Origin of the sequence: Myxococcus vastator (genome assembly GCF_010894475.1) — a bacterium.
In the GTDB taxonomy this organism is placed as follows: domain Bacteria; phylum Myxococcota; class Myxococcia; order Myxococcales; family Myxococcaceae; genus Myxococcus; species Myxococcus vastator.
Window position 1 is genome coordinate 25,819 of sequence record NZ_JAAIYB010000025.1, and the last position, 11,755, is coordinate 37,573.

The following is an 11,755-nucleotide window of genomic DNA, read 5'->3' on the forward strand; positions in this document are numbered from 1 at the left end:
CCGCGTGCACTCCGCCGAACGGCAGACCGTCCATCGCTGGACCTTCATCTGGATTGGGGCGCTGGTCGCCCTGGTGGGCTTCAGCCTGCTCGGGGTGGCGCTCACGTCCTCCCAGGCCTGGCTGGAGACCAGCCCCTCCCTGGGGCTGTCCCTGCTGGGGTGGGGCGGCCTGGTCCAGGCCCTCAACGCGCTGCTGCTCGTGTCCGAGCAGCCCGTCGCGCCGGTTCCCAACACGGGCCTCCTCGTCGCGGGGGCCGTCGTCTGGCTGGCGGGGTGGGCGCTCATCGCCGCCGGCATCCGCCGCGCGCCAGCGTCCGCCGAGGGGCCCAGCCCGGCCGCGGGCGCCACGCTGTACCCGCGCCTGGCGCGCTACCGGGACTTCTACTGGAGCACCCTGGGCGCCTACGGCGGCGGCATGCTGCTGGCGGAGGTGGTCCTCATCCTCCTGCAGACGGTGCTGTCCAGCGGCGTGTCCGCCACGGAGCTGGGCGCGGCGGGCAAGGGCGCCAGCAGCGGCCTGTCGCTGCCGCCCACGGGCGCCTTCGCCATCGCGCTGCTCGCGGGCGGCATGGTGGCCTTCATCTCCGGCTTCATCGGCGCGTCGCGGGCGCAGCGGCTGTCGCTGCCCGAGGCCACCATCGGCGTGCTGTACCTGGGCCTGCCCATCCCCATCGTCCTCACGTTGATGGAGCGGCTGCCCGGGCTGCAGCTCGCGCTGGGCTACCGGCTGCGCGAGGTGACGTACGTCGCGGGGCTGATTGGCCGCCCGGAGCTGGGGTACTGGCTCGTCTTCACCTTCCTGGTGCTGGCGCTGGTGCTGGGCATCAACACCGGCTTCATCGCCGCCGGCAGCGGCCGGGTGGACCTGAAGCTGGGGTTCGAGCTCTTCGTCGCGCGCCGGCACGTGGCGGTGTTCCGGCCGTCGCTGCTGCTGGGGACGCTGGCGGTGCTGATGTTCGGCATCATCCCCCCGCTGCTCATCTACTTCATCATCCGCTCCGCCGAAGCGGCCGTGGAGCGCACCCGCATCCGTGCGCTGGGGCTGAAGGATCCGCTGGCGGCGGCCTCCGACCTCAACCGCCTCAAGCTGCGGGAGCAGTCGCCCACCATGATGATGACCGCCCTGTCGGTGGGCGGCGTGGGCGTGGGCGTCATGGCGCTCATCATCGTGCTGTCGGTGATGAGCGGCTTCGAGGCCGACCTGCAGCAGAAGATCCTGGGCACCAACGCGCACGCCGTGGTGTCGAAGTACGCGGGCGACCTGCCCGAGTACGCCAAGGTCATGGAGTCCGTCCGCAAGGTGCCCGGCGTCGTGGGACAGACGCCCTTCATCATCAACCAGGTGATGATTGCCTCCGAGGGCAACGTGGACGGCGTCATCATCAAGGGCATCGACCCGGGCACGGTGGGCGAGGTGACGGACCTGCCCAAGAACATCCTCGGTGGCGGCTCGCTCGACATCCTCTACACGCCGGAGAAGATCGTCCACCGCGGCCTGCCGGACGAGGAGCCCGCGGAGGAGAGCGGGGTGGAGGAGGACGACATCATCCGCCGCTCCGGGACGCCCAAGAAGGCGCCGGTGCTGCCGGGCATCGTCATTGGCCGGGAGCTGGCGGCGTCGCTGCGCGTGGTGGTGGGAGACCGGGTGAACGTCGTCTCCCCGCTGGGCACCGAGCTGAGCCCCTCCGGCCCGATTCCGAAGAGCCGCGCCTTCCGCGTGGCGGCCGTCTTCTATTCGGGCATGTACGAGTACGACTCCAAGTTCGTCTACATCCTGCTCAAGGAGGCCCAGGACTTCTTCGGCGTGAAGGGGGCCACGGGCATCGAACTGAAGGTGGCGGACATCGACGACGCGCGGCGCATCGCCTCGCAGGTGGTGAAGGTGCTGGGGGGCTATCCCTACCGGGCACGTGACTGGGGAGAGATGAACAAGAACCTCTTCTCCGCGCTGCGCCTGGAGAAGCTGGTGATGGGCATCATCCTCTCCATCATCATCATCGTGGCCGCGGGCCTCATCGTCGCCACCGTCATCATGCTGGTGCTGGAGAAGCGCAAGGAGATCTCCGTCCTCAAGGCCCTGGGCGTCCCTGATGGCGGCATCGTGAAGATATTCCTCGCGGAGGGCCTGCAGATTGGCGTCGCGGGCGGCTTCCTCGGCCTGATTTCCGGCCTGTCCTGGTGCCTCTTCATCGAGAAGGCCGGCATCAAGCTGGACCCGGACGTCTATTACATCCCGGCGGTGCCGGTGCGCATCGAGCCGGTGCAGACCGTGCTGGCCGTCGTCATCGCGGTGCTCGTCACCTACCTCGCCTCCATCTACCCGGCCCTCAAGGCCAGCAGTGTGGAGCCGGTGGAAGGCCTCAAGGCGGAATAGCCATGGCGCTCTTGTCCATCCGCAACGTCTTCAAGAGCTACTTCCTGCACGGCAAGCGCATCGACATCCTTCGGGGCGTGTCGCTGGACATCCAGCGGGGAGAGCTCGTCTCGCTGGTGGGCGCGTCCGGGGCGGGGAAGAGCACCTTCCTGCACGTCCTGGGCACGCTGGATGCCCCGGCCGCCGGCGAGGTGCTGTTCGAGGACCGCCCGGTGTTCTCCATGAACGACGCGGAGATCGCCGAGTTCCGGAACCAGACCATCGGCTTCGTCTTCCAGAGCCACTTCCTGCTGCCGGAGTTCACCGCCTTGGAAAACGTCGCCATGCCCGCCCTCATCCGGCGACAGGACCGCACCGGCGCCTACGCCTATGCCCGTGAGCTGCTGGAGCGGGTGGGCCTGGGACACCGCGTGGACCACCGTCCGGGAGAACTGTCGGGTGGTGAGGCCCAGCGCGTGGCCCTGGCGCGCGCCCTGGTGCTCAAGCCCGCGGTGTTGCTGGCGGACGAGCCCACCGGAAACCTCGACCCGGCGACGGGCGAGGGCATCCACCAGCTCCTGCGGGAGGTCAACCGCGAGCAGGGAATCACCGCCGTCGTCGTGACCCACAACGAGACGCTTGCCCGCTCCATGCCCCGCCGCCTCAGGTTGGCCGGGGGCGAGGTGTCGGAGGCGTGATGTCCCGGCAATTTTGCATTGAGGCCCCGAGGGGCCTTCCCGTAGATTGCCCCGCCTTTTCCTGGCCGGTCTCCCCTTGAGGCACCCCGTTCTGTCGCGCAAGTCACTGCTCCCGCTGCTGGCGGTCGCCATGTGGTCCCTCGTGCCCGGCTCCGCGCTGGCGCAAGAGGATGAAGGCGCCGCCGCGCCTTCAGTCGTGCCCGAGGTCACCGCCCCCGCTGCTCCCGCCGACGTGGCCTCCGAGCCCGCGCTCCCCGATGACGCCCCGGTGTCCCCGGAGGATGCCCGCCGGGTGGTGGAGGTCCGCGTCGAAGGCAACCGGCGCGTCGAGGCCGAAGCCATCCGCCGCGCCCTCCGCACCCGTGTGGGCGACGAGCTGAGCCCCACGCGCACCGCCCAGGACCTCCGGGCGGTGTGGGCGCTGGGCTACTTCCAGGACGTGGAGCTGCTCGTCCAGCGGCTGGCCCGCGGCGTCGCCTACGTGGTGCGCGTGGAGGAGCGCCCCACCGTCCGGCTCGTGCAGCTCGTGGGCAACGAGGAGCTGAACAAGGACGACCTGAAGGAGGAGATTGACGTCAAGCCCGCCACCATCCTGGACATGGAGCTGGTGCGCTCCAGCGTGCAGAAGATCCAGGCGAAGTACGTGGAGAAGGGCTACTTCCTCGCCGAGGTCAGCCACCAGCTCAAGCCCGTCGAGGGCGGCGCCAACGTGGATGTGGTGTTCAACATCAACGAGCGCGCCAAGGTGATGGTGAAGCAGATCACCATCCTGGGGGCGGAGAAGGTGCCCGCCGCGGAGCTGAAGGAGACGATGATTACCCGCGAGGGCGGGTTCCTCTCCTTCTTCACCGGTGAGGGCACCTACCGCGAGGAGGCCTTCCAGCGCGACCTGGCCGTCATCCAGATTGCCTACTACGACAAGGGCTTCATCAACGTCCGGGTGGACAAGCCCACCGTCCAGCTCTCCGCGGACAAGCGCTTCATCTTCATCACCCTCCGGGTGACGGAGGGCGAGCCGTACGACATCGGGAAGATCGACTTCTCCGGTGACCTGCTCGACGACGTCTCCAAGGGGGAGATGGCGGCGCTGATGAAGTCCGCCACCGGCGGGCGCTTCAACCGCTCGCAGCTGTCGCAGGACATCCTGTCCGTCTCGGACGTCTACTACGACCGCGGCTACGCCTACGCGAACATCAACCCCATCACCAGCGTCAACGCGGACGACCGCACGGTGGACCTGACCTTCGACGTGCAGAAGGGGCCCCAGGTCACCATCGAGCGCATCGACGTGGTGGGCAACAGCAAGACGCGTGACAAGGTCATCCGCCGCGAGCTTCGCGTCTACGAAGGCGAGCTCTACAACGGCACCGGCGTGCGCCGCAGCCGCGAGCGCGTCACCGCGCTGGGCTTCTTCGAGACGGCGGAAATCACCCAGCGCCCCGGCTCGGCGGACGACACCATCATCCTCCAGGTGGAGGTGAAGGAGAAGGCCACCGGTACCTTCCAGGTCGGCCTCGGCTTCTCCAACGTGGAGAACTTCATCTTCACGGCGCAGATCGCCCAGAACAACTTCCTGGGCTGGGGGCAGAGCGTCTCCGCGTCCGCGCAGATCTCCGGCCTGCGCTCCCTGGTGCAGCTGTCCTTCTACGACCCGTACTTCCTGGACACGCGCTACCTGCTGTCGGCCGAGTTCTTCCGCATCCAGGCGGACTACGAGGGCTTCATCCGCAGTTCCACCGGTGGCACGGTGTCCATCGGCTACCAGTTCATCGACGACCTGCTGGGCACCATTGGCTACTCGCGTGAGTGGGTCAACGTGGAGGCGGGACAGAACCTGGGCGCGGTGCTGCTGGCCAACCAGTTCCTGTCGGGCACGACGAGCGCCGCCCGCCTGTCGCTGTCCTTCGACCGGCGCAACAACCGCCTGTTCCCGTCGGACGGCTTCATCCACTACGGCTCGGTGGAGCTCGCCCCGGACTTCCTGGGCGGCACGTTCCTCTACAACCGGTACACGGCCTACTCGCGGCTGTACTTCCCCATGCCGCTGGGCTTCGTCTTCAAGACGAACGCCACCATTGGCTACATCCAGCAGCTGGACCAGAACAAGCCGCTGCCCATCTCCGAACTCTACTATGTGGGCGGCATCAACAGCGTCCGCGGGTACTTCCTGCGCAGCATCAGCCCCTCCGTGAAGGTCCCCCGCTCCGACAGTCCGGACGCGACCGTCACCGATTTCCGGGTGGGCGGCAACAAGCAGCTGACCTTCAACTTCGAGCTGGAGTTCCCCATCTTCGAGAAGGCCGGCCTGCGCGGCGTCGTCTTCTACGACGCGGGTAACGCCTTCGCGGCGAACGAGCGCTTCTTCGAGGACCGTCAGGAGCGGCTGCCGCTCGGCCTCTTCCACTCCGTGGGCTTCGGATTCCGCTGGTTCTCGCCCATTGGCCCCCTGCGCTTCGAGTGGGGCATCCCGCTCAACAGGCGGCCGGAGGACGACAACATCCTGTTCGAGTTCACTATCGGCAACTTCTTCTGATAAGCCCTTCGCCTGTCGTCCGGCGTCCGTCCTCACGGGCGGAGGGAATTGAAGATGCCCGATAGGCGTACGTCGGAGCCTGTACCCTTCTTGAGGAGTTGCTGAACATGTCGCTTCGCACCACCATCGCGGCCACGGCCGCCGCTCTGTCGCTCGCCCTCCCGGTGGCCGCCTCGGCCGCCGAGCTGAAGGTCGCCTACGTGGACCTCCAGAAAGTCATGCTGGAGGTGGATGACGGAAAGGCCGCCAAGTCCCGTCTCCAGAAGTGGCTCAACGACCGCCAGAAGGAAATCGACAAGGAGCAGAACGCGCTCCGCGCCGAGAAGGAGACGCTCGACAAGCAGGCCAGCGCCATGAGCGCGGAGATCAAGGCCCAGAAGGAGGCCGAGCTCCAGCGCAAGGTGATGATGCTCGCCCAGAAGTGGGAGAAGAGCCGCGCCGAGGCCGCCAACAAGGAGCAGCAGGAGATGAAGCCGATCATCGACAAGATCGACTCCATCATCAACACCATCGCCGAGCGCGATGACCTGGGCTTCGTCCTCGAGCGCCGCGACTCCGGCATCGTCTACGCCCGCTCGCAGCACGACATCTCCAACGAAGTCATCCGGGCGTACAACAGCTCGAAGAAGACGGCGGCGAAGGACGCCCCGACGAAGAAGTAGCCGTCACTCCCAACTCGTGCAGACCGCTCCCATGCCCCGCCAGCTCGGGGAACTCGCCGCCCACGTGGGTGGCGAGCTCCTCGGTGATCCCTCACAGCTCATTCACGGACTCAACGGGCTTGAAGAAGCCGGCCCGGGAGACGTGTCTTTCTACGGAAACCCGCGCTACCGGCGCCAGTTCGAGGCCAGCCGTGCCTCGGCGGTGCTGGTGGGCGCCGACGTGCCACCCCGCGAGGGCGTGGCGCTGGTCCGGGTGGCCAACCCCCACCTGGCGTACGCGAAGCTGCTGCGCCTGTTCCACGCGCCCCAGCGCCCCGCCGCGGGCGTGAGGCCCGGCGCCTGGGTCCACCCCGAGGCCACCGTCCATCCGGAGGCCGTGCTGCTGCCCGGCGCGTCGGTGGACCGGGGCGGACGGGTGGGCGCGCGCACGGTGCTCTATCCGGGCGCCTATGTGGGCGAACAGGCCGAGGTGGGGGAGGACTGCGTCCTGTACCCCAACGTCACGGTGCGCGAGCGCTGCATCGTGGGCGCGCGCGTCATCCTCCACGCCTCCAGCGTGGTGGGCGCGGACGGCTTCGGCTTCGCCTTCAACCCGGAGGGCGAGGCGGGGCCGGAGCACTTCAAGATTCCCCAGGTCGGCATCGTGCGCATCGAGGACGACGTCGAGGTGGGGGCGTGCACCTGCATCGACCGCGCGACGGTGGGCGAGACGGTGGTGGGGCGCGGCGCGAAGCTCGACAACCTGGTGCAGGTTGCCCACAACGTGCGAGTGGGCCCGCTGTCCCTCATCTGCGCCCAGGCTGGCGTGTCCGGCTCGGCGGAGATTGGGACGGGCGTGGTGCTCGCGGGGCAGGTCGGCGTGGTGGGGCACATCCGCGTGGGTGACCTGGCCAAGGTGGGCGCCCAGTCCGGCGTCGCGCACGACGTGCCGGACGGCCAGGTGGTGAGCGGGAGCCCCGCCGTCCCCCACCGGGAGTGGCTGCGGGCCAGCGCCGCGGCGGGCCAGATGGCGGACCTGCTCAAGGAAGTGCGCGCCCTGCGGCGCCGGGTAGAGACGCTGGAGAAGGAAAAGGGGCCGTGATGGACATCGGAGAGATTCTCAATCTGCTGCCGCACCGGTACCCGTTCCTGCTGGTGGATCGGGTGGTGGAGATTGTCCCGGGCCAGAAGCTGACGGCCTACAAGAACGTCACCATCAACGAGCCCTTCTTCAACGGGCACTTCCCCGGTCACCCGGTGATGCCGGGCGTGCTCATCCTGGAGGCGCTGGCGCAGGCGACGGCCATCCTCGCCTACAAGAGCGAGAACATGGACCCGACGCGCAAGCTCACGTACCTGATGGGCGTGGACGGCGCGCGCTTCCGCAAGCCGGTGTTGCCGGGGGATCGCCTCCAGCTGGACATCGAAGTGGTGCGTCACAAGGGCGCTGTCTGGAAGACGAAGGGCCTGGCGACGGTCGACGGCGCGCGTGTCGCCGAAGGCGAGTTCCTGGCAACCGTCGTGGACAAGGACGCGAACGCGGCTGAGAGCGCGGCATCCTGATTCGCGCCCCGCGAGCACGAGGAGACTTCATGGCTCAGGTTCATCCCACCTCGGTGGTCCATCCCAGCGCCCGCCTCCACGAAACCGTCGAGGTCGGCCCCTACTCCATCATCGGTCCCCAGGTGACGATTGGTGCGGGCTCCCGCGTGGGGCCCCACGTCGTCATCGAAGGCCGCACGACGCTGGGCGAGCGCAACCGCGTCTTCCAGTTCGCCTCCGTTGGAGCCGACCCGCAGGACCTCAAGTACGCGGGCGAGGACACGGAGCTGGTGCTCGGCGACGACAACCAGATTCGCGAGTTCGTGTCGCTGCACAAGGGCACCGCGGGCGGTGGCGGCGCCACCCGCGTGGGCAGTGGCAACCTCTTCATGGCCAACTGTCACGTCGCGCATGACTGCGTGGTGGGCAATGGCTGCCGCATCGGCAATGGCTCCGCGCTCGCGGGCCACGTGACGATGGAGGACCACGTCATCATCAGCGGCCTGGCGGCGGTGCATCAGTTCACCCGCCTGGGACAGCACGCCTTCATCTCCGGGGGCGCCATGGTGACCATGGACATCCCGCCGTACGCCACCGCCCAGGGAGACCGGGCGGAGCTGGTGGGCCTCAACACGGTGGGCCTGGAGCGCAGTGGCTTCTCCAAGGAGCAGATTGAGCGGGTGAAGGAAGCGCACCGCATCCTGTTCCGCTCGAAGCTGACGCTCCAGGAGGCCATGGTGCGGCTGCGCGCGGAGCTGGCGGGCCACTCCGAGGTGGACCACCTCATCCAGTTCATCCAGCAGAGCAAGCGCGGCCTCACGCGCTGACGCCGTGAGTGACGGAGGAGAGTCGGCGGTGGAGCGGATTGGCCTCATCGCGGGCAACGGCCGGCTGCCCTTTCTCTTCGCGCGCGCCGCGCGGAAGCAGGGCCTGGAAGTCGTGGCCGTGGCGCACCGTGGAGAGACGGACCCGGCGTTGGCCGCGGAGGTGGACCGGCTGACGTGGGTTCGCGTCGGTCAGGTGGACCGCATCCAGAAGGCCTTCCGGGAAGCGGGCGTGAAGAAGGCGGCCATGGCGGGCGGCATCGGCCGTGTGCGGGCGCTGGCGGAGGCGCGGCCGGACCTGGGCGCGGTGCGCATCATCTCCCGGCTGCGCAGCTTCCGGGATGACGCGCTGCTGCGCGCGGTGGCCTCGGACTTCGAGGCGCGCGGCGTCACCATCATCGCCCCCACGGACTTCCTGGGCGAGGTGCTGTGCCCGGAGGGCCACCTGGCCGGGCCCCGGCTGCACCCGGCGCAGGAGAAGGACGTGGCCCTGGGCCGCGAGGTGGCGGTGCTGCTGGGCCAGGCGGACGTGGGACAGACGGTGGTGGTGCACAACGGCCACGTCCTGGCGCTGGAGGCGGTGGAGGGCACGGACGAGGCCATCCGCCGGGGCGGCAGGCTGGGCGGCAATTCAGGCGCCGTGGTGGTGAAGCGCTGCAAGCCGCAGCAGGACCTCCGCTTCGACCTGCCGGCCGTGGGTCCGCGCACCCTGGACGTGATGCAGGAGGTGGGCGCGCGCGTGCTGGCGCTCGAGGTGGGGCGCACGGTGCTGCTGGACGCCCCGGCCCTCTTCGCGGGCGCCGAGGCCGCGGGCATCACCATTGTCGGCGTGCCCTGAGCCCCGGCGCCCCCGTGCGCGGTGGGACTAGAAGCAGCGCGCGCGCGCGGACACGCCCGTCTGCCCCGAGGCGCCGCCCAGGTACCACGAGCCGTACTGCTGGTACGTACGGACGTACTCGCCGCCGCCCTCGAACTTGCCCCGGACAAACGTCAGGGCGCAGGAGCGGTTGTCGGCGGCGCCCATGGCCCGGGCCCTGGTGCCCTGGCTCCAGGTGAACTCCTCGCTGAACGTGTTGCCGGCGCCCAGGTTGATGCAACGCGCGCGCCCTTGCACGCCGCTCTGGCTGGAGTTGCCCGTCATGTACCAGCTCCCGGCCGTCTCATAGACGTGGAGCCACTCGCCGGTGCCATGGAACTTGCCCTTGACGCCCGTCAGGTAGCACACCCGGTTGGCGGAGGAGCCCATGTACGTGGGGTAGCTCGACGACTGGCTCCACGTGTACTCGGCCCCCGTGTCCGCCACGTTGATGCAGCCCGCGCCGCCGTTGATGCCGGTCTGCCCCGAGGCGCCGCCCAGGTACCACGAGCCGCCCGTGTTGAAGATTTCGACGCGCTCCCCGCCACCCTCGAAGTTGCCGCCCACGCGCATCAGGTAGCAGGTCCGGTTCGACGTCGTGCCCATGGGCGTGGCGAGGTTGCTCTGCGACCAGGTGTACGTGTTGGCCGTGGTCAGCTCCTGGCCCTGGGTCGTCAGGTCCTGCGCGGCGGGGGGCTCGGCGGAGACATCCATCATGTCCTCGGGACCGCAGCCCCACAGGACGGCGGGCATGGACAGGGCAATCAGTGCGTGACGCAGCTTCGACATGGGTGGTTTTCCTGTGGTGTGAGGTGTTGAGACGGCGCGGTGCGTGTGGCGGAGGGCCGCGCACCCGTCCTTGCCGTGTCGCTGCTTGAGCAAGGCGTATGCCGCGGCGTGTGGCCCCGTGGCTCCCTCTGAAGACGTGCTCGACACACCTGAGGTGGCACACCCTCGCGCGGCACGGTGGCACAGGCCACGGTGTGCCACCGTGCCGCGGCTGTATGCGTTTGATAGGCTTTGCCCATGTCACGCCTCGCGCCAACCCTTCCGTCGGAGACGGCCGCGCGGCCGGCCGAGGATGGGGCCACGGTGGCGGGCCTTCCGTCCGAGCCGCCGGGCACCGCGCCGGCCGCGCCAGGGGCCCGCTACGAGGTGCTGGGGCTGCTGGGCCGAGGCGGCATGGGGGACGTGTACCGCGCGCGGGACAGGACACTCGGGCGGCCGGTGGCGCTCAAGTTCCTGCGGGGCGCGGACCCGGAGCGGGCCATGCGCTTCCTGCGGGAGGCCCGCGCCCAGGCCCGCATCGACCACGCGAATGTCTGCAAGGTGTTCGACGCGGGGGAGACGAATGGCCAGGCCTTCATCGCCATGCAGCTCGTGGAGGGCGAGCGGATGGACGTCGCCGCGCGGGGCCTGGCGCCCCTGGAGAAGGCGCGGTGGCTGAAGGCCGCGGCGGAGGCGGTGGAGGCGGCCCATGCGCTGGGCGTCATCCACCGGGACCTCAAGCCCTCCAACATCATGGTGCTGCCGGGCGAGGGCGCGCGCCGCGAGCCCGTCATCATGGACTTCGGCCTCGCCTACGAGGCGGGGGAGGGGCACGGCCTCACGTCCACCGGCGCGGTGATGGGCACGCCCGCGTACATGGCGCCGGAGCAGGCCCGGGGTGAGCTGGAAGCCATCGGCGCGCACACGGACGTCTACGGCCTGGGCGCCACGCTCTACGAGCTGCTCGTCGGCGAGCCGCCCTTCACGGGGGCCACGCCGCTGGAGACGTTGAACCGGGTGCTCCACGACGACCCGGTGCCCCCCCGCGAGCGCGTGCCGGAGCTGGACGCCGACCTGGAGACGGTGTGCCTCAAGTGCCTGAGCAAGGAGCCGGCGCTGCGCTACGCCTCCGCCCGGGCGCTGGCGGAGGACCTGGGCCGCTACCTGGACGGCGCGCCCATCCTCGGACAGCGGCCCCGCCTGACGCACCGGCTGCGGCGCGCCGCGCGCAGGCATCGCGGGGTGGTGTTCGTCTCCGGCGTCTCGCTGGTGGGCATGCTGCTGCTCGCGGGCTTCGGGGCCCGGGCCTGGCTGGCGGAGCGGGACCTCCAGGCGCGCACGGCCTCACGCGTCCGGCTGGCCGAGCAGCTGGGCCAGCAGGTGCAGGAGGTCGAGGCCTTCGTGCGCGCCTTCCAGGCCCTGCCCCTGCACGACACGCGGCCCGAGCAGCAGCGCGTCCGGGAACGCATGGCGCGCATGGGCGCCTTGCGGCCTGGCCTGGAGGACGGGGGGGAGGGGCTGGTGCGGCAAGCGCTGGGAC

Annotated in this window: 10 protein-coding genes; 9 read left to right on the plus strand and 1 reads right to left on the minus strand. The window is 69.5% G+C overall.

Going from position 1 to position 11,755, the window contains the following annotated elements; all coding sequences use genetic code 11:
• Positions 1-4: 4 nt before the first annotated feature.
• The 8 genes from G4D87_RS04385 to G4D87_RS04420 all read left to right on the plus strand — a co-directional run bounded on the left by G4D87_RS04385 (position 5) and on the right by G4D87_RS04420 (position 9,429).
• Positions 5-2,374, plus strand: coding sequence for an FtsX-like permease family protein (locus G4D87_RS04385; protein ID WP_163779255.1), 2,370 nt, complete (start codon positions 5-7; stop codon positions 2,372-2,374).
• Between the two features lie 2 nt (positions 2,375-2,376).
• A complete protein-coding gene (locus tag G4D87_RS04390; RefSeq protein WP_163779258.1) occupies positions 2,377-3,051 on the plus strand; it encodes an ABC transporter ATP-binding protein in 675 nt (224 codons plus the stop codon).
• Positions 3,052-3,181: 130 nt separating this feature from the next.
• Positions 3,182-5,584, plus strand: coding sequence for an outer membrane protein assembly factor BamA (bamA, locus tag G4D87_RS04395; protein ID WP_240358003.1), 2,403 nt, complete (start codon positions 3,182-3,184; stop codon positions 5,582-5,584).
• A 107-nt stretch (positions 5,585-5,691) separates the two neighbouring features.
• Positions 5,692-6,246, plus strand: coding sequence for an OmpH/Skp family outer membrane protein (locus G4D87_RS04400; protein WP_163779262.1), 555 nt, complete (start codon positions 5,692-5,694; stop codon positions 6,244-6,246).
• 31 nt (positions 6,247-6,277) lie between these two features.
• The gene (lpxD, locus tag G4D87_RS04405) at positions 6,278-7,327 is read left to right on the plus strand and encodes a UDP-3-O-(3-hydroxymyristoyl)glucosamine N-acyltransferase (protein ID WP_176410256.1); all 1,050 of its coding nucleotides are present in this window, start codon (positions 6,278-6,280) and stop codon (positions 7,325-7,327) included.
• Entirely contained in the window at positions 7,327-7,788 is a 462-nt protein-coding gene (gene fabZ, locus G4D87_RS04410) for a 3-hydroxyacyl-ACP dehydratase FabZ (RefSeq protein WP_163779275.1), read from the plus strand. Before lpxD ends, fabZ begins: the two co-directional genes overlap by 1 nt.
• A 29-nt stretch (positions 7,789-7,817) precedes the next feature.
• Entirely contained in the window at positions 7,818-8,594 is a 777-nt protein-coding gene (gene lpxA / locus G4D87_RS04415; protein ID WP_163779266.1) for an acyl-ACP--UDP-N-acetylglucosamine O-acyltransferase, read from the plus strand.
• A 28-nt stretch (positions 8,595-8,622) separates the two neighbouring features.
• Complete coding sequence (locus tag G4D87_RS04420) at positions 8,623-9,429, plus strand: LpxI family protein (protein WP_163779277.1); 807 nt, start codon at positions 8,623-8,625, stop codon at positions 9,427-9,429.
• 27 nt (positions 9,430-9,456) lie between these two features.
• Here G4D87_RS04420 and G4D87_RS04425 read toward each other — a convergent pair whose 3' ends face one another.
• Positions 9,457-10,236, minus strand: coding sequence for a hypothetical protein (locus tag G4D87_RS04425; protein ID WP_163779268.1), 780 nt, complete (start codon positions 10,234-10,236; stop codon positions 9,457-9,459).
• Positions 10,237-10,473: 237 nt separating this feature from the next.
• On the opposite strand from G4D87_RS04425, the gene G4D87_RS04430 reads away from it, so the two are divergent.
• A partial coding sequence (locus G4D87_RS04430; RefSeq protein ID WP_163779270.1) for a serine/threonine-protein kinase occupies positions 10,474-11,755 on the plus strand: 1,282 nt, incomplete at its 3' end.

Bases quoted from the DNA above. Each gene is read 5' to 3' on its own strand.
- fabZ (WP_163779275.1), top strand. From the start codon at position 7,327: ATGGACATCGGAGAGATTCTCAATCTGCTGCCGCACCGGTACCCGTTC.
- lpxD (WP_176410256.1), top strand. From the start codon at position 6,278: ATGCCCCGCCAGCTCGGGGAACTCGCCGCCCACGTGGGTGGCGAGCTC.
- G4D87_RS04390 (WP_163779258.1), top strand. From the start codon at position 2,377: ATGGCGCTCTTGTCCATCCGCAACGTCTTCAAGAGCTACTTCCTGCAC.
- bamA (WP_240358003.1), top strand. From the start codon at position 3,182: ATGTGGTCCCTCGTGCCCGGCTCCGCGCTGGCGCAAGAGGATGAAGGC.
- G4D87_RS04425 (WP_163779268.1), bottom strand. From the start codon at position 10,236: ATGTCGAAGCTGCGTCACGCACTGATTGCCCTGTCCATGCCCGCCGTC.
- G4D87_RS04400 (WP_163779262.1), top strand. From the start codon at position 5,692: ATGTCGCTTCGCACCACCATCGCGGCCACGGCCGCCGCTCTGTCGCTC.
- lpxA (WP_163779266.1), top strand. From the start codon at position 7,818: ATGGCTCAGGTTCATCCCACCTCGGTGGTCCATCCCAGCGCCCGCCTC.